This is a genomic window from Paraburkholderia edwinii (assembly GCF_019428685.1).
Classification (GTDB): domain Bacteria; phylum Pseudomonadota; class Gammaproteobacteria; order Burkholderiales; family Burkholderiaceae; genus Paraburkholderia; species Paraburkholderia edwinii.
Map to the genome: position 1 here is coordinate 1943195 of NZ_CP080095.1, position 16782 is coordinate 1959976.

Genomic DNA, 16782 nt, shown 5'->3' on the forward strand with positions numbered 1-16782 from the left:
AGCAGGTCAAAAGCAGAACAAAGCAGCCACAGCAGCACAGCAGCACATCAGGACATCAGGACATCAGCAGCAGCACAACGGGAGCAAGCCAGCATGCAGCAACATCGCATACGCGCGACGCGGCCAGACAAAACCATCGACCGCGTCCCGCGCATTGATTACCGCATCGTGCTTACGACTCCACCGAGTCACCCATGCCCGATTGCTGATAGTTCTGAATGCCGACCTTGTCGATCAGGTCGAGCTGCGTTTCGAGCCAGTCGATATGCTCTTCGGTGTCTTCGAGGATCGATACGAAAATTTCACGCGACACGAAATCGCGCACCGACTCGCAATGGGCGATTGCTTCCTTGCACGTCGCCTGGGAGCCTTGCTCGAGTTTCAGATCGCACTCGAGAATCTCTTTGGTTTCTTCGCCGACGAGCAGCTTGTGCAAGTCTTGCAGATTGGGCAGCGCATCGAGCATGAAAATACGTTCGATCAGTTTGTCGGCGTGTTTCATCTCGCCGATCGACTCGTCGTATTCGTGTTTGCCGAGCTTCTCGAGGCCCCAGTGGTTGTACATCCGCGCGTGCAGAAAATACTGGTTGATCGCGGTCAGTTCGTTCTTCAACTGGGCGTTCAGATATTCAATGACCTTCTTGTCGCCTTGCATGATGGTATTTCCTCTTGGAGACCGGGTAGATTTGATTTTCCACAACAATAAACGTCCGGTTCGAAAATGCCAAGGACAGATGTTGCTGATGAGAATCGTTCGCGTAAATCAATGTCACAGCGTTGATTTACGAGATCGCACTGAGCGAAAAAAAGCCGGGACTTCAAGCCCCGGCTTTGCTTCTTTAAAGCGGATAACTGCTTAAGCCGCTTAAGGCGAATATGAAATTTCAGGCCGTTGCGACCGGAATCTTGCCGATCTTCGCTTGCCATTCCTTCGGCCCGGTCTGATGTACCGAGGTGCCGTTCGAGTCGACTGCAACGGTCACCGGCATATCCATCACATCGAACTCGTAGATCGCTTCCATACCGAGGTCTTCGAAGGCGAGCACCTTCGCGCTGCGGATCGCCTTCGATACGAGATACGCGGCGCCGCCCACGGCCATCAGATACGCGGCCTTGTGCTTCTTGATCGATTCGATCGCAACAGGGCCACGCTCGGCCTTACCGATCATCGAGATCAAACCGGTCTGCGCAAGCATCGTCTCGGTGAATTTGTCCATGCGCGTCGACGTGGTCGGGCCCGCGGGTCCGACCGCTTCATCGCGAACCGGATCGACCGGGCCAACGTAATAAATCACGCGATTCGTGAAATCGACGGGCAGCTTCTCGCCCTTCGCGAGCATGTCGGCGATGCGCTTGTGCGCGGCATCGCGGCCCGTCAGCATCTTGCCGCTCAACAGCAGCGTCTGGCCCGGCTTCCAGCTCGCGACTTCTGCGGGCGTGAGCGTATTCAGATCGACGCGCTTGCTCGTTTCGGTGTTCGCGGTCCATTGCACCTTCGGCCAGGCATCGAGCGACGGCGCTTCGAGCTTCGCGACGCCCGACCCGTCGAGCGTGAAATGCGCGTGACGCGTGGCCGCGCAGTTCGGGATGATCGCGATCGGCTTCGACGCCGCATGCGTCGGCGCGGCCATGATCTTCACATCGAGCACCGTGGCCAGACCACCGAGACCTTGCGCGCCGATGCCGAGCGCATTGACCTTCTCATGCAGCTCGACACGCAGTTCCTCGATCCAGTCCTTCGGGCCGCGCGCGATGACGTCCTGGATGTCGATCGAATCCATCAGCGATTCCTTCGCCATCAGCATCGCTTTCTCGGCGGTGCCGCCGATACCGATGCCGAGCATCCCCGGCGGGCACCAGCCCGCGCCCATCGTCGGCACGGTCTTGAGCACCCAGTCGACGATCGAGTCCGACGGGTTCAGCATCGCGAACTTCGACTTGTTTTCCGAGCCGCCGCCTTTCGCCGCGACCTGCACATCGATCTTGTCGCCGGGCACGATCTCGTAGTGAATGACCGCGGGCGTGTTGTCCTTCGTGTTCTTGCGCGCACCCTCGGGTGGGCTCACGATCGACGCGCGCAGCACGTTGTCCGGATGCATATAGCCGCGGCGCACGCCTTCGTTGATCATATCGGTGACGCCCATCGTCGCACCGTCCCAGCGCACATCCATGCCGACCTTCACGAATACCGTGACGATGCCCGTGTCCTGGCAGATCGGCCGGTGGCCTTCGGCGCACATGCGGCTGTTGGTCAGGATCTGCGCGATCGCGTCCTTCGCAGCGGGGCTTTCTTCGAGCTCATAAGCGCGGCCGAGCGCCTGAATATAGTCCTGCGGGTGGTAGTAGCTGATGTATTGCAACGAATCGGCAATGCTCTGAATCAGGTCTTCCTGTTTGATAACGGTCATAGCTAGCTCAGTGGGGCTTTGGCGTTTTTTGTCGTGATCGCGAATGCGCCATCACTTATGCGCCTTCTGGGGAGGAGAAATCGGTTGCCTCGGAGGGCTTCGGTGCGTGCGGCGCCGGCTCGTGAAAGTGCTCGGGATGCGTACGCGTCGTCAGCCGGTCGACCCATGCCATCACCGCGGCCGACACGAGGAACGACAGATGAATGATCACCTGCCATAGGATCGCGTGCTCGCTGCGCTGGTCGGGATCGATAAAGGTCTTTAACAGATGAATCGACGAGATGCTGATCAGCGCCATCGAAAGCTTGACCTTCAGCACGCCTGCATTGACATGGTCGAGCCATTCGGGCTCGTCGGGATGGCCTTCGACGCCAAGCCGCTGCACAAACGTTTCGTAGCCGCCGACGATCACCATGATCAGCAGATTCGAGATCATGACCACATCGATCAGGCTCAGCACGACCAGCATCGTGCTCGTTTCGTCGAGCTTCATCGCCGACGTGACGAGATGCCAGACCTCCTTGAGGAAAAGCACCACATACACCGCTTGCGCGACGATGAGGCCCAGATACAGCGGCACCTGCAGCCAGCGGCTCATGAAGATGACGGCGGGCAGAGGGCGCATGCGACGGCGGGGAGAGCGGCTGCCGGGATCGAATTTCGAGGCGGACATAGGCGGTCAGGATCGCGGAAGAAGGCGCCGGCGGTGCCGGCTGGGGCTACGTCGGGCGGGTTTCGGTTTCATCCCCGCGTGCGGCGCGACATTGTACCGCGACACCCGCCAGCGCCGCGTCGGTCTGGATAGTGACGCCGATTGGTCGTGATGGGCATGCAGGTTGCGGCGTTGCTGGAAGGGAAATGGCCAGTTCAGTTAGCATGGCGGGAGCGGGTTTCACCATGCAACGCCGCGCCTAGGGGATGACCCGAATGCGCGAAGCCGCGTAAGTGCACGGTAAGTTGCAGCGCTTAATTTGGCACGGGAACGGGTCAATAAAGTGTTATATGACTTGTACACGAAGCGCGCTAATCTGGGCTCGGGCTCATACGTGCGGTACGCGCGGGCAGACAAAGGCGCCATGTTGCGCCGCCGCACGCGCGTTCGCATTGCGCCCGTTTCGGCACCGCGCCGGATCGCGCCGATCATCAAGCGGCTTCGTTGTGCACGAGGGTAAGGAGACAGGCGCCGCGCGGCGTTCGCAAGAGCCACGCGCAAGCTCGCGCCATACGGCGTGCCCACATCACGCCGGCACAGGTTTTACGTTTCATCTTCACCAAGGGGTAGTCGATGTCAGCGATTGAATCCGTTCTTCAGGAACGCCGCGTATTCCCGCCATCCGCCGAAACGATGAAAGCGGCCACGATATCCGGCATGGACGCTTACAAGGCGCTTGTCGCCGAAGCGGAACGTGATTACGAAGGTTTCTGGGCGCGCCTCGCGCGCGAGACGCTCAGTTGGCACAAGCCGTTCACGAAGGTGCTCGATGAATCGAACGCACCGTTCTACAAGTGGTACGACGACGGCGAACTCAATGCGTCCTACAACAGCCTCGATCGCCACGTGCAAGCGGGCAACGGCGACCGCGTCGCCGTGATCTTCGAAGCGGACGACGGCACCGTCACGCGCGTCACTTACAAGGACATGCTGCAGCGTGTATCGCGCTTCGCCAATGCGCTGAAAAAGCGCGGCATCAGGAAGGGCGATCGCGTCGTTATCTATATGCCGATGTCGATCGAAGGCATTGTCGCGATGCAGGCGTGTGCGCGTATCGGCGCGACGCACTCGGTCGTGTTCGGCGGCTTCTCGTCGAAATCGCTGAACGAGCGGCTCGTCGACGTCGGCGCGATCGCGCTGATCACCGCCGACGAACAGATGCGGGGCGGCAAGGCGCTGCCGCTCAAGAACATTGCCGACGAAGCGCTCGCGATGGGCGGCTGCGAGGCGGTGAAGAGCGTGATCGTCTATCGCCGCACGGGCGGCAAGGTAGCGTGGAACGAAGGCCGCGACCTGTGGATGCATGAAGTCGCGCAGAGCGAAAGCGACCAGTGCGCACCGGAATGGGTCGGCGCCGAACACCCGCTTTTCATTCTTTATACGTCGGGTTCGACGGGCAAGCCGAAGGGCGTGCAGCACAGCACCGGCGGCTATTTGCTATGGGCCGCGCAGACCATTAAATGGGCGTTCGACTGGAAGCCGACCGACGTGTTCTGGTGTACGGCGGATATCGGCTGGGTCACGGGCCACAGCTATATCGCGTACGGACCGCTTACGCTCGGTGCGACGCAAGTCGTGTTCGAAGGCGTGCCGACGTATCCGAATGCGGGCCGCTTCTGGGAGATGATCCAGAAGCACAAGGTCACGCTGTTCTACACGGCGCCGACGGCAATCCGTTCGCTGATCAAGCTGGCCGACGCGGACCCGAAGGTGCATCCGAAGAGCTACGACCTGTCTTCGCTGCGCGTGCTCGGCACGGTCGGCGAACCGATCAATCCCGAAGCATGGATGTGGTACTACGAGCAGGTCGGCGGTTCGCGCTGCCCGATCGCCGATACATGGTGGCAGACGGAAACCGGCGGCCATATGATCACGCCGGTGCCGGGCGCGACGCCGCTTGTGCCGGGCTCGTGCACGCTGCCGCTGCCGGGCATCATGGCGGCTGTCGTCGATGAAACGGGGCAGGACGTGCCGAACGGGCAGGGTGGCATTCTGGTCGTGAAGCGCCCGTGGCCATCGATGATCCGCACGATCTGGGGCGACCCGGAGCGCTTCAAGAAGAGCTACTTCCCCGAAGAACTGGGCGGCAAGCTGTATCTGGCAGGCGACGGCAGTATTCGCGACAAGGAAACCGGCTACTTCACGATCATGGGCCGTATCGACGATGTGCTGAACGTGTCGGGTCACCGGCTCGGCACGATGGAGATCGAATCGGCGCTGGTCGCGAATCCGCTCGTGGCCGAAGCGGCGGTGGTCGGGCGCCCGGACGATACGACCGGCGAAGCGGTGTGCGCGTTTGTCGTGCTGAAGCGTTCGCGTCCGGAAGGCGACGAAGCGAAGCAGATCGCCAACGACCTGCGCAACTGGGTCGGCAAGGAGATCGGGCCGATCGCGAAGCCGAAGGACATCCGCTTCGGCGACAACCTGCCGAAGACGCGTTCGGGCAAGATCATGCGGCGTCTGTTGCGCTCGCTGGCAAAGGGCGAGGAGATTACGCAGGACGTCTCGACGCTCGAGAATCCGGCGATTCTCGATCAGCTGGGCGAATCGCGCTGAGTTAAACGAGGCGCTCTGGAAGGCAGTACAGCAATACCACGACGGTAGTATTGCAGGGGTACAAAAGGCCGTTGCGCGGACAATCCTGATTGCGTGCGCAACGGCTTTTTGTTAAATAGGCGCATGGCCGCGCCACACGCTTCTAACCGACAAACAATTAATCCACCGCCTGAACCGCCGCCGGTTTCAGAGGCGATGGCGCTCGCGCATCGGCGTTACTGGCGCTTCAATCTGCTATTGATCGCGACGCTGATGGTGATCGGCTTCGTTGTATCGTTTATCGTGCCGGCCGCCTCGCGCGGGCTGGCGGGCGTGCGGCTTTTCGGCTTCAGCTTGCCGTTCTACGTCGGCGCGCAAGGCGCGATTCTCGTCTACCTGGCGCTGATCGTCGTCTATATCGTATCGATGCAATTCGCCGACCGCGCATTGCAGCGCGCATTCGAAGCGGATGCCGCCGCGCGGCAAACGAACCGATGAAGCTCGCGCATCGGCTGATCCGTTCGTATTCGATCTATACGCTCGGCTTCCTGCTTTTTATTTATATTGCGTGGCGCATTGAAGCGGCGAATGGGCCCGGCATGTGGGTCGGTTACGTGTTTCTGTTCGTACCGATCGCGGTATATGCCGTGATCGGCTTGCTGTCGCGCACGTCGGATCTCGTCGAATACTACGTGGCGGGGCGGCGCGTGCCGTCGGCGTTCAATGGCATGGCGACCGCGGCCGACTGGCTTTCCGCGGCATCGTTTATCGGTCTGGCGGGCTCGCTCTACGCGACTGGATACGATGGCCTCGCTTACATGATGGGCTGGACGGGCGGCTACTGCCTCGTCGCATTTCTGCTCGCGCCGTACGTGCGCAAACTCGCGCGCTATACGATTCCCGACTTCCTCGGCACGCGGTTTTCGAGCAACGCGGTGCGCGGCCTCGCGGCACTCTCGGCGATTCTCTGTTCGTTCGTGTATCTGGTTGCGCAGATTCAGGGCGTCGGGCTGATTGCGACGCGCTTTATCGGCGTCGATTTCGCGATCGGGATTTTCTGCGGACTGGCGGGCATTCTCGTGTGCTCGTTTTTGGGCGGCATGCGCGCGGTGACGTGGACGCAGGTCGCGCAGTACATCATTCTGATTGCCGCGATCCTGATTCCGGTCTCGATGATTGCGCACAAGGACGGGCTCGGCTGGGTGCCGCAGTTCAACTACGGGCGCGTGATGGAGCGTGTCGAAGCGCTCGAGCGCGATGTGCGCAATGCGCCGCAGGAGCAGGCGGTGCGCGATGTGTATCGGCAGCGCGCGGCGCAGATGCAGACGGAGATCGACGCGTTGCCGCAGTCGTTCGTCGATGAGAAGAACGCGTTGACGCAGCGGCTCGATGAACTGCGCCGGCGTAACGGGCCGCTGCGCGAGATCGCGGAACTCGAACGCACGCTTGCGCGGTTTCCACGCGACGCGGCCGCGGCGCGCATCGTATGGACGCAGCAACGCGACGAACTGCTTGCGCTGGCTGCGCCGCCCGTGCCGATGCACGAGCCGTTTCCCGATGAAGGCGAAGAGGAACGACGCGTGCACAAACGCAATTTTCTTTCGCTGCTGCTGTGCCTTTCGTTGGGGACCGCGAGCCTGCCGCATATTTTGACGCGCTATAACACGACGACGTCGGTCGCGTCCGCGCGGCGCTCGGTGGGGTGGACGCTGTTTTTTGTCGCGCTGTTCTATCTGACCGTGCCGGTGCTTGCGGTGCTGATCAAGTACGACATCCTGACGAATCTTGTCGGCGATCGCTTTTCGGATTTGCCGCAGTGGGTGATGCAGTGGCGCAAGGTCGAGCCTTATCTGATCAGTATCGCGGACCTGAACGGCGACGGCATCGTGCGCTGGAGCGAGATCCAGATGCAGCCCGATATGGTTGTGCTGGCGGCGCCGGAAATCGCAGGGCTGCCGTATGTGATGTCGGGATTGATCGCCGCGGGCGCGCTGGCTGCGGCGCTTTCGACCGCGGATGGTCTGTTGCTGACGATCGCGAATGCGCTGTCGCACGACGTCTACTACCACATGGTTGATCCGGAGGCATCGAGTCAGCGGCGCGTGACGATCTCGAAGATTCTGCTGCTGGGTGTGGCGTTGTTTGCGTCGTATGTCGCGTCGTTGAATACGGGGAACATTCTGTTTCTGGTGGGCGCGGCGTTTTCGCTGGCGGCGTCGAGTCTGTTTCCGGTGCTCGTGCTGGGCGTGTTCTGGAAGCGGACGACGCGTCTGGGCGCGGTGGCCGGGATGGTGGCGGGGCTTGCGGTGTGCGTGTATTACATCGTGTCGACGTATCCGTACTTCACGCAGATGACGGGGTTTGCGGGACCGAGATGGTTTGGGATCGAGCCGATCAGTTCCGGCGTGTTTGGTGTGCCGGCGGGGTTTGTGGTGGCGATTGTGGTGAGTCTGGTGGACCGGAAGCCGGATGCTTATACGCGGGCGTTGGTGGACTATATCCGGCACCCTTGAGCGGGTGCTGGGTGGGCAGTTGCGTTGCCGTTCCGCGGAGGTTCATAGGCCCGTCCGGCCGTCGGCTGTTCGGGATATGGGCGCGCGCCCAGGAGTTTGCTATAATGCGCGTCCCCGCCGGAGAGATGGATGAGCGGTTTAAGTCGCACGCCTGGAAAGCGTGTATAGGTTAATAGCCTATCCGGGGTTCGAATCCCCGTCTCTCCGCCAGGAATATATGGAAGGCTCCGCATCTGCGGAGCCTTTTTCTTTTGGGGTGGTCGATTGACTACCTCGAAGTCACCGGTTGTCAGGTCTCTGCCTCGAAAGATGTTTCGCCCATAGCTCCGGAAAAACTATCGATATCGATCGCGTCTTATATGGATAGGTTGGAGTCTTTGCATGACTTGAAGCGTAGTGTCATTTCACAAAATTTTCGTTGTGTGTGCAACAAGTCGATCTGTTTGCTTGCTCTGAAAACCAAACTCGTAATCCTCTCCGCGACTTGACCACCACCAACTACAAAGAACGTCCATTTTCCGTTCTCCATCCCTGCAATTGCGTCACGCTCCGTGATTTTCCGGCGGGCACCATCTGCATTGATCCCGCCGATAAAAGGTAATTTTCAAGAAGGGAGCGGGACCATGGACTATCAAACATTGCAACCATACACGTAGTTGCTTGAATATAAGAATGATCCAAGGTAGTGGATAAGCTATTGAGAATCATTGGGTATATCAAAACTGCAAATAAGAGAGCTTTGGGAAACTGGTATCCACAGCCCGTATGATCGGCACGCCAGAAAGACAATCCGTCTCAGAAGCCTTCTGCGGAATCACTCTAAAGATAAAGAGTTGATCTGTGCGAGCTAAAAGACTGATACCATCTCTGGCTCCCGGCGCGTATGATCTTATGCGGTTGAAGCCCTTGCGCTCTGGGCATTAAACGGTGGAATACGATTTAATCAAAACGAGTGGTCGGATAACCAATGATGAAGCCTTCTCCGATTTTGAGCGCGGAAGAAGCCGAGGCTTTAATCCACGCGCATAAATTAACGATACGTCCGATGGAATGGGTGCGGAAGAAAAGCGCATCGAATCCCCAGTGGCTTGAGTTCGTTTCCGTTTGCAGGATCCAAAGCGAAATTCGCGAAGATCTCTTCTTTCGCTCTCAGTTTCGCGCGGCGAAGACGGAGGCCATTGGGACAGCATCCATAGAGTTTGCGCCCATATATAACGCCGCCATACTGGCGGGAGGCGAACGAATATTCGCACTCGATGCTGACAACACACCTCATTCGAACAGAGTAGGGCGGGGCATGGCGTGGTACAGGAAGACCCTTCGCGGACGATTTCATCTTCACCGTTGGTGCGATGAGGGATATGGATACGCTGAGCCGGTCGATGAAGACCTCAATGACATAGAATTGCTCGTAAACCGCTTCCTCGGCTTGGCCAATTTATCCCTCATTGATGGATTCAGGCATTCACTCAACGGCATGCAACTGAGCTTGAACATATGAACTGCGACCGACTTCGTGCAATTACAGGGTGGCACTGCATCCCAGCAGGAACAGGTGCAGTGAGAGCGGTTGCGCCTTTCACGTTGGGCCGTGACGGCCGTCATGCAACGTTCTATCTTGCTCAACCGTCTGAAGGCACCTTCTACCTTACGGACGGAGGTGAGAGCGCCATGCACGCAGCACAATCCGGGGTCGACATCACCAAGTCACGGCTCGATGTCCTCAACAAAACCGCCGGCGTGCATTTCGCGCATTTCGGCCCGGATTTGGCGATTACGGCGTCTGGACCAATCGACGAGGCCGAAGTCGCGCTATGGGACGCTGTGAAATTAGCGATGTCCCTTTCGTTCTCAAGCGAAAAATGGATGCCAAAGCTCGATCACATCAGGTTCCGTTCGCTTGTGGAGAAGACGTTGGCAGGTAGCGTCGGCCAAGGCCGTATCAAGACCGGTTATCGTGTGATTGGCATCAGCGGGCATGCCGTCGAGTTTCCACTGGCATTACGGTCAGCAAATGATTCCATATTCCTGATCGAGCCAATCGCCCTACTTAGCGGTGAAAAAATTGACTGGGGCCGCGTTCATCAGGTCTACGGCAAACTGGCCGACGTGAAGCAGGCAGACTCGGTTACCAATCGGGTCGTGGTATTCGAGGACGGAGCCGGCGCGGCGGAGTTCGGACGCGCTGCGACGTTGCTCGCGCAGAATGCCGAGATTACTACGCTTGGCGGCTTGCCCGATTGGTCGCAGCGGGTTTTGGCCGCATAGACAAGCGTTGATCGGCGGAACGAATAGATCGACGACGCCGTCATCATCCCGCTTTCGGCCGCCCCACCACCAACACCCTCCAATACTGCCCCAGCGCATCGTAATCACACGCAATAAGCTCCATCGTCCAATCCGGTCGATCGAGCAGCTGGTCATCTGAGCAGTTCGAGTAAGAGAAAACAAGCTTCCCGCCCGGCCGTAGATAACCCGCAGCCTCATCAAAAAACCGCCTCGTCAACTCCCCATTCGCACTCGCCAGCGTCCGTTCCTCAACACTCACCATCGGCTTGTGCACGAACGGCTGATTGAAAATAACCGCATCGAAGCGTTGTCCTTTGAACGCCTCAAACAGATCCGAGCAGACAAATTCAGCCTCGAGCCCATTGCGTTGCGCGTTGTGCCGCGCCGCGACTACCGCAAGCTCATCGATATCCGATCCCGTCGCTTGCCAACCGAGCCGTGCGGCATGAAGCGTTAACGCGCCAGAACCACAGCCGAGTTCAAGCAGGGAGCCCGTCGGTTCACTGAGTCCCGCAGCCGACCAGTTCTTGCAAAAGAACTCCGTCGCGCTGCCAGGCCGCGGCGGATACACGCCGCCAGGCACCATCAACTCGAGCCCTGCAAAATTGAAGTGTCCGCCGCGATTGATGGCTTCGAGCGTGTCCTGATAACCGGCGTAAAACGCCAGCGCAGGTTTCTTCGCAATAGCCGTTTCGAGCAATGTCGTCAGTGGTGAACGATCAAGCATGATGTCGCTCCACAGATAGAATTGTTTGGACATGCAGGCCCGTCACGCGCAGCGGCAAACGCCTGGCATTCAAATTCAAGCGAACGCACAGCGATCGAGCAAGCCTGCATGACCAAGACTAAAGCGAGCGAATTAGCTGGAAGTTAGACGAAGACAAGACCGGAGAACGCAGCAGCAAGGCCTCACTGCCTCTTGATAACCATATGCCGATAAACAATCGTCCACACCGTCAACGCGACATACACCGCATATCCAACGTAGGTCGAGACACGATGCGCGTCATCACTGTCAAACGACAAAACCACCGCTAGCCGCGCGACGTTTTCACAAACGAGGCCGATACCCCAAACCGCCGTCATCACTCGAATGGATCTCGCGAGCGCTGGCCGACTCAGCCACATCACATCGAATTCGGCCTCGCGTCCTTGCCGCTCACGCGACAGCGTCGAGCGCGCGAGATAAAAAACAAGCGGCCGATTGAGCGGAAGCGACAGCAAAAAAGACAAACCAACAATGCCGCTCACCAAAGGCTCCCGCGCCGCGCGCAATGCATCGGCAGCCCCAGACGCAAAGACCAGCAACGACATCGCGATACTCGCCAGCACGAGCGCACTCAACGCATCGAAGTGTCGATAACGCAAAAGATCGATACCGATCCACGCGAGCAGCGGAACGGAAGAGGCGAGCAATGCACCAAGCAGTCCGACATGCGGCAAAGCAATGCGATACGCCGCCGTCGGCAATACAACATTGATGAAAAACGCCAACGTATAACGAACGGAGGGGATCATCGTGACTTCCTGCTTCAAGTGGGTCAGGTGTCGCGAGCGAGATGCAAGAAAGCATCCGGAGTATATCTGTTCAACTTGCCGTCAAATCCTTGTAAGAAGCGGGCGCACGCACGGCCCCATACAAGCGCCCGCGTCGCTGAACAACTTCTCCACCAGAGGTATAGTCGCGGCCTCTCCGCATCTCGCGGTGAGCGCTCTTGCGATTTGTTAGGAATCTGGAGGATTTATGGCTTTCAATCACCGTGGCTTTCGGGTCACTGTCGATATGGCGCCCGATGCAACCGGCACTCAATGGCATTGCGAGGCCACGATCGAGGGCATTGAAGAGCGCACAAGGCAGGCTCATATCCCGGGCGTCGACGTGACAATCCCGAAGCTGAAAATGGATGTGCTGATGGCGATGAGCATCGTCGAGCGCAATGCCGTGACGTCGATTGACGATTGGTATTCAGCACAGCCCTCAGCGGATCGACCGCCGCGCGAGCTTCACTGACCGGCGCTAGCTGTCAGTACCGTAAGAGAGGCGGCAACCCTGTCGCGATGACGCAAAATCACGACATCGCAGGAGGAGACAAATTGACGCACCGCCGCAGCCAGCAAGACCTAAGCAAGCTTACGGGTTTCGTCATACTCAAGCTTCGGGTAAGCTAAAAGAAGATCAAAACCGGGGAGCAGTGAATGACGCTCAGAATTACAACTGTCACAATCAATCGCGACGTCCATCCAAATACCGTCTTCGTGGTTCTGCAAAATCCGGCGGGCGAGTCCGCGAAGGTGCAGATTCACTTTCAATCGAGCATGAACGTCAACGACTTCACGCTAAAAGAGCTCGAGCGCATGGCGCATGAAGAGCTCAAGCGTCTGGAAGACTGACAGACCGTCAACCCGGTCAGGTTCCAAGCAGATGCAGCACGATATCGCGCGTCGACGGGTCGCGCCGATGCTCGAACAGGTAAATGCCTTGCCACGTACCGAGCACCAGGCGTCCTTCCTCGACGGGCACGGATAACTGCACCTGCGTCAATGCCGTGCGCAAATGCGCGGGCATATCGTCGAGTCCTTCCGTATCGTGCTCGTAGCGGCGCGCGTCTTCGGGCGCGATCGTCGCGAAGTATCGCTCGATGTCCCTTTGCACCGATGGGTCCGCGTTCTCCTGAATCAGCAGCGAAGCCGACGTATGCCGGCAAAAAATCGTCAGCAAGCCGACCTCGATCGCCTGTTCCGCAACAAACTGCCTGATCTGCTTCGTGATATCGACGAGCCCGCGCGTGCGCGCCCGCACGTGCAGATGATGAAGCGCTTGTAGCATCTAAAACTCCCTAAAGCAGCCGCAACAGTTGAGGCGGCCATGCAAAGCAATCAAAGCAAAAAGAATCCTTAAAGCTCAAGCATAGGCGGCGCTGTGCATTCGCAGCAATCGCAAAGCGCCTAACGCTTGCGCTCGATCATCGTTGTACAACCACGGGTAAACACCCACAGAAACATCAGACATCTGATGTATATTCGGTCCGTTAGCGTACCCATTAGACATCTATGCGCCTGTCCGTCGAACACTCGATGAGCGAGAAGATCCAGGAATCGCTGATGTCGATGATTCGCGAACGCTCGCTTAAGCCGGGCGACCAGATCCCTACTGAAATGGAGCTTTGCGAGCTGTTAGGGGTCGGGCGGTCGAGCCTTCGCGAAGCGGTCGCGCAGATGATTTCGCATGGTCTGCTGTCGCGGGTTCAGGGTCGCGGCACCTTCATCAGACAAATTTCACTTAGATTGCAGGGCGGTCTTGATGATCTGATGTCTGTGACCGATATGATTCGCAGCGTCGGCGCGGTGCCGTCCACGTGCCGCATTCAGATCGAGCAGATCAAGGCGTCGGAGAGCCTCGCGGGCAAACTGCAAATCAACGTCGGCGATGATTGCGTGCGCATCGAACGTGTCCGCTGCGCCGACGACGCGATTGCCGCGTATTGCATCGATACCGTGCCGAAGGCTGTTTTCGATGCGGCCGGCGGCGATCTCGGCGAGTCGCTGTTTGCGATGTTCGCGCGCACGGGCCGCCGCCTGTCGCATACGCATACGTCGATCCAGCCGACCATCCTGACGCCGCGCGATCTGCCCGAACTCGGCGACGGCTTCGGTCTGTTTCTCCTGCTGGACGAAGTGGATTTCGATCAAAGCGGCGAGCCGCTTTGCTATAGCAACGACTACTACAACACGAGCATCTTCAAGTTCGACCTGGTTCGCAAGAAGCGATAACACGCCGGCGCGTAGTGCCTGGTGTAAGCGGCCTGGCGTAAGCGCTTAGCGCTAAAAGCCTGGCGTAAAAGCGCCAGTGAACGAACCGGGCATTGCGGTTCAACCGTGGAGGAGACAGTCCATGGAATTTGAGGCAATGAGTTGTGACGAGCTATCGGCTTATCTGTGCAGCGTGCCGTCGGTCTATGCGCTGCTCAATGAGCCCGGCGAACTCGACATTGCCGAGGTCGGCGACGGCAACCTGAACTACGTCTACTTCGCGAGCAATACGAAGACGCCCGAGAAGAGTGTTGTCGTCAAGCAGGCGCCGCCGTTTCTGCGCCTGGTCGGTAAGACGTGGCCGCTGACGCGGCATCGGATGGAGCGCGAGGTGGCCGCACTACGGCGCTTCGGCGCGCTGTGTCCGCAGCATGTGCCGCGCGTCTATCACGCCGACAACGAGCGCTTCCTGATGGTGATGCAACGGCTGTCGTCGCATCGGATCCTGCGGCAAGGGTTGATGGACGGCATCGTCTATCCGAAGCTTGCCGGTCATCTGTCCACCTATCTCGCGCATACGCTGTTTTTCGGCTCCGATCTCTATCTCGCGCCGGACGTGAAGAAGCAGGCGGTCAGCGCCGCGATCAACAGCGAGCTGTGCAAGATCACCGAAGACCTCGTTTTCACCTATCCGTTCGAGGACCACGCATCGAACGTCTATAGCGCCGCGTTTCCGCGCGCGGAAATCGAGCGGCTATGGAAGTCGCCCGCGTTACGCGTCGCCGTCGGCGAGATGAAGTGGTCGTTCATGAACGACGCGGAGACGCTGCTGCACGGCGACCTGCATACCGGTTCGATCATGGTCAATCAGGACGAGACTTACGTGATCGATCCCGAGTTCGCGTTTTACGGGCCAATGGGTTTCGATGTCGGCGCGGTGCTGGCGAATTTGCTGCTCGCCTATTTCTCGCGCGACTGGCACGACGACGGCGCGCGCACAAAAACGAACGCGAAATCGAACGCGCAAACGAATGCGAAAGCGAACGCTGAAGAACTGGCGTATCGCGACTGGCTGCTCGAACAGGCCACGCAAATCTGGAACGGCTTTGCCAACCAGTTCGCCGCGCTATGGCGCGAGCATGAAAGCCGCCGCAAAAGCCATTTCATCGGCGACGACCGCGGCGGCGCCTGCGCCGAAGCCTTTCGCGCGCGCTTTATGCAGCGGCTTTTCGCGGCCTCGCTCGGCTTTGCGGGCTGCAAGATGATCCGGCGCATCGTCGGCATGGCGAAGGTCGCGGATGTGACAAGTATTGCCGATGAAGCATTGCGCGCGACGGTCGAAGTGCGCGCATTGCGATGCGCGGAGCGACTGCTCGTCGAGCGGCATTCGATTGCATCGATCGACGACGTCATCACGCTAGCGCGCGACATTCAGGCGACGCACTACAAATAGGAGCATGCATGGTTTCGCCGTCGCTTTTTCCGAATCTGCCGGCCACGCTCGCGTGGGAACGCGACAGCCTGCGGATTCTCGATCAAACCCGCTTGCCGAATGAGACGGTAATCGAAACGCTAGGCACCGCGCAGGACGTCTGGCGTGCGATTCACGAATTGCGTGTGCGCGGCGCGCCCGCCATCGGTGTGGCCGCGGCATACGGCTTGTGCGTCGCGGTGCAGCGTGCACGGCATCTGCCGCTCGATGCCTTTCGCGCCGCCTTGAAAGAGCAGGCCGTCTATCTCGACAGCGCGCGTCCGACCGCGGTCAATCTCAGCTGGAGCCTGAAACGCATGCTGCGCGCAGCGGACCGCGCGACCGCCATGGACACGCCGTCGCTCTATCGCGCGTTAGTCGAAGAGGCAACGCGCATCCATCGTGAAGACGAAGCGCTATGCGAAGGCATCGGTCAGCACGGCGCGCCGTTGATCACCCCTGGCTGCGGCGTGCTGACGCATTGCAACGCCGGCGCGCTCGCAACGACAGGTCTTGGCACCGCAACTGCACCGATCTATACCGCGCAGCGCGCAGGCGTCGCGTTCCGCGTCTACGCTGACGAAACGCGACCCTTACTTCAAGGCGCGCGCTTAACCGCCTACGAGCTGCAGCAGGCCGGCGTTGACGTCACATTGATCACCGACAGCATGGCCGCATCGTTGATGGCGCAACGACTGATCGATGTCGTGATCGTCGGTGCGGATCGTGTGGCCGCGAACGGCGACTTTGCGAACAAGATCGGCACGCTAAGCGTCGCGATTACGGCGCGCTATTTCAACGTGCCGTTCTATGTCGCGTGCCCATCGTCGACGCTCGATTTCCAGACGCCGACCGGTCGCGGCATCGTTATCGAAGAGCGCCGCGACAGCGAGGTCACGCATCTGGTCGGCAAGCCAATTGCGCCCGCGGGAATCAAGGTCCGTAACCCTGCGTTCGATGTGACGCCGCACGATCTCGTGACGGGTTACATCACCGAACGCGGCATCGTCCGCACGCCGTTCGACGCGAATCTTGCGGCGCTGTTCGGCGGAGCCGCGGCATGAGCGGCACACGCGGCGCACGCGGCATGAGCGGCGCGAGCGG

16 protein-coding genes and 1 tRNA gene are annotated in these 16782 nt (G+C 59.3%); 11 read left to right on the forward strand and 6 right to left on the reverse strand.

Annotated features, from left to right (window positions below; translation table 11 throughout):
• Positions 1-172 precede the first annotated feature (172 nt).
• From bfr to KZJ38_RS08700, 3 genes are all read right to left on the reverse strand, one after another.
• Positions 173-655, reverse strand: coding sequence for a bacterioferritin (bfr, locus tag KZJ38_RS08690; protein ID WP_219799665.1), 483 nt, complete (start codon positions 653-655; stop codon positions 173-175).
• Between the two features lie 229 nt (positions 656-884).
• Positions 885-2408, reverse strand: coding sequence for a fumarate hydratase (locus tag KZJ38_RS08695; protein ID WP_219799666.1), 1524 nt, complete (start codon positions 2406-2408; stop codon positions 885-887).
• 55 nt (positions 2409-2463) lie between these two features.
• Positions 2464-3081 (reverse strand): TIGR00645 family protein, encoded by a 618-nt coding sequence (locus KZJ38_RS08700; protein ID WP_219799667.1) that lies wholly within the window; start codon positions 3079-3081, stop codon positions 2464-2466.
• Between the two features lie 612 nt (positions 3082-3693).
• On the opposite strand from KZJ38_RS08700, the gene acs reads away from it, so the two are divergent.
• The 6 genes from acs to KZJ38_RS08730 all read left to right on the forward strand — a co-directional run bounded on the left by acs (position 3694) and on the right by KZJ38_RS08730 (position 10436).
• The gene (acs, locus tag KZJ38_RS08705) at positions 3694-5676 is read left to right on the forward strand and encodes an acetate--CoA ligase (RefSeq protein WP_219799668.1); all 1983 of its coding nucleotides are present in this window, start codon (positions 3694-3696) and stop codon (positions 5674-5676) included.
• A gap of 123 nt (positions 5677-5799) precedes the next feature.
• Positions 5800-6153 carry a DUF4212 domain-containing protein gene (locus tag KZJ38_RS08710; protein WP_219799669.1) on the forward strand — a complete coding sequence of 118 codons (354 nt, stop codon included), beginning with the start codon at positions 5800-5802 and terminating at the stop codon, positions 6151-6153.
• Complete coding sequence (locus KZJ38_RS08715; protein WP_219799670.1) at positions 6150-8168, forward strand: sodium:solute symporter family protein; 2019 nt, start codon at positions 6150-6152, stop codon at positions 8166-8168. Before KZJ38_RS08710 ends, KZJ38_RS08715 begins: the two co-directional genes overlap by 4 nt.
• 119 nt (positions 8169-8287) lie before the next feature.
• Positions 8288-8378, forward strand: a tRNA-Ser gene (locus tag KZJ38_RS08720).
• A gap of 757 nt (positions 8379-9135) precedes the next feature.
• Positions 9136-9669, forward strand: a complete 534-nt coding sequence (locus KZJ38_RS08725; protein WP_219799671.1) for a hypothetical protein — start codon at positions 9136-9138, stop codon at positions 9667-9669.
• Positions 9670-9839: 170 nt separating this feature from the next.
• Complete coding sequence (locus KZJ38_RS08730; protein WP_343223848.1) at positions 9840-10436, forward strand: DUF1828 domain-containing protein; 597 nt, start codon at positions 9840-9842, stop codon at positions 10434-10436.
• A gap of 43 nt (positions 10437-10479) precedes the next feature.
• Here KZJ38_RS08730 and KZJ38_RS08735 read toward each other — a convergent pair whose 3' ends face one another.
• Complete coding sequence (locus tag KZJ38_RS08735; RefSeq protein WP_219799673.1) at positions 10480-11217, reverse strand: Rossmann-like fold-containing protein; 738 nt, start codon at positions 11215-11217, stop codon at positions 10480-10482.
• Positions 11218-11366: 149 nt separating this feature from the next.
• Positions 11367-11993 carry a VC0807 family protein gene (locus tag KZJ38_RS08740; RefSeq protein WP_246641690.1) on the reverse strand — a complete coding sequence of 209 codons (627 nt, stop codon included), beginning with the start codon at positions 11991-11993 and terminating at the stop codon, positions 11367-11369.
• 208 nt (positions 11994-12201) lie between these two features.
• On the opposite strand from KZJ38_RS08740, the gene KZJ38_RS08745 reads away from it, so the two are divergent.
• On the forward strand, positions 12202-12468 hold the full coding sequence (locus KZJ38_RS08745) for a hypothetical protein (RefSeq protein ID WP_219799674.1): 267 nt from the start codon (positions 12202-12204) through the stop codon (positions 12466-12468).
• A 185-nt stretch (positions 12469-12653) separates the two neighbouring features.
• A complete protein-coding gene (locus KZJ38_RS08750) occupies positions 12654-12848 on the forward strand; it encodes a hypothetical protein (protein ID WP_219799675.1) in 195 nt (64 codons plus the stop codon).
• A 16-nt stretch (positions 12849-12864) separates the two neighbouring features.
• Here the strand turns inward: KZJ38_RS08750 and KZJ38_RS08755 are convergent, their stop codons facing one another.
• The gene (locus KZJ38_RS08755) at positions 12865-13284 is read right to left on the reverse strand and encodes a secondary thiamine-phosphate synthase enzyme YjbQ (protein ID WP_219799676.1); all 420 of its coding nucleotides are present in this window, start codon (positions 13282-13284) and stop codon (positions 12865-12867) included.
• 248 nt (positions 13285-13532) lie between these two features.
• Between KZJ38_RS08755 and KZJ38_RS08760 the strand changes: the two genes are divergently transcribed.
• The 3 genes from KZJ38_RS08760 to mtnA all read left to right on the forward strand — a co-directional run bounded on the left by KZJ38_RS08760 (position 13533) and on the right by mtnA (position 16742).
• A complete protein-coding gene (locus KZJ38_RS08760) occupies positions 13533-14228 on the forward strand; it encodes a GntR family transcriptional regulator (protein ID WP_246641691.1) in 696 nt (231 codons plus the stop codon).
• Between the two features lie 121 nt (positions 14229-14349).
• Positions 14350-15660, forward strand: a complete 1311-nt coding sequence (gene mtnK / locus KZJ38_RS08765) for an S-methyl-5-thioribose kinase (RefSeq protein ID WP_219799678.1) — start codon at positions 14350-14352, stop codon at positions 15658-15660.
• An 8-nt stretch (positions 15661-15668) separates the two neighbouring features.
• On the forward strand, positions 15669-16742 hold the full coding sequence (gene mtnA, locus KZJ38_RS08770; protein WP_219799679.1) for an S-methyl-5-thioribose-1-phosphate isomerase: 1074 nt from the start codon (positions 15669-15671) through the stop codon (positions 16740-16742).
• The last annotated feature ends 40 nt before the right edge of the window (positions 16743-16782 follow it).

Coding starts and splice junctions, on each gene's coding strand:
- bfr (WP_219799665.1), bottom strand. CDS start 655: ATGCAAGGCGACAAGAAGGTCATTGAATATCTGAACGCCCAGTTGAAG.
- KZJ38_RS08735 (WP_219799673.1), bottom strand. CDS start 11,217: ATGTCCAAACAATTCTATCTGTGGAGCGACATCATGCTTGATCGTTCA.
- KZJ38_RS08730 (WP_343223848.1), top strand. CDS start 9,840: ATGCACGCAGCACAATCCGGGGTCGACATCACCAAGTCACGGCTCGAT.
- KZJ38_RS08760 (WP_246641691.1), top strand. CDS start 13,533: ATGAGCGAGAAGATCCAGGAATCGCTGATGTCGATGATTCGCGAACGC.
- KZJ38_RS08755 (WP_219799676.1), bottom strand. CDS start 13,284: ATGCTACAAGCGCTTCATCATCTGCACGTGCGGGCGCGCACGCGCGGG.
- mtnK (WP_219799678.1), top strand. CDS start 14,350: ATGGAATTTGAGGCAATGAGTTGTGACGAGCTATCGGCTTATCTGTGC.
- KZJ38_RS08700 (WP_219799667.1), bottom strand. CDS start 3,081: ATGTCCGCCTCGAAATTCGATCCCGGCAGCCGCTCTCCCCGCCGTCGC.
- mtnA (WP_219799679.1), top strand. CDS start 15,669: ATGGTTTCGCCGTCGCTTTTTCCGAATCTGCCGGCCACGCTCGCGTGG.
- KZJ38_RS08725 (WP_219799671.1), top strand. CDS start 9,136: ATGATGAAGCCTTCTCCGATTTTGAGCGCGGAAGAAGCCGAGGCTTTA.
- KZJ38_RS08745 (WP_219799674.1), top strand. CDS start 12,202: ATGGCTTTCAATCACCGTGGCTTTCGGGTCACTGTCGATATGGCGCCC.
- KZJ38_RS08710 (WP_219799669.1), top strand. CDS start 5,800: ATGGCCGCGCCACACGCTTCTAACCGACAAACAATTAATCCACCGCCT.
- KZJ38_RS08750 (WP_219799675.1), top strand. CDS start 12,654: ATGACGCTCAGAATTACAACTGTCACAATCAATCGCGACGTCCATCCA.
- acs (WP_219799668.1), top strand. CDS start 3,694: ATGTCAGCGATTGAATCCGTTCTTCAGGAACGCCGCGTATTCCCGCCA.
- KZJ38_RS08695 (WP_219799666.1), bottom strand. CDS start 2,408: ATGACCGTTATCAAACAGGAAGACCTGATTCAGAGCATTGCCGATTCG.
- KZJ38_RS08715 (WP_219799670.1), top strand. CDS start 6,150: ATGAAGCTCGCGCATCGGCTGATCCGTTCGTATTCGATCTATACGCTC.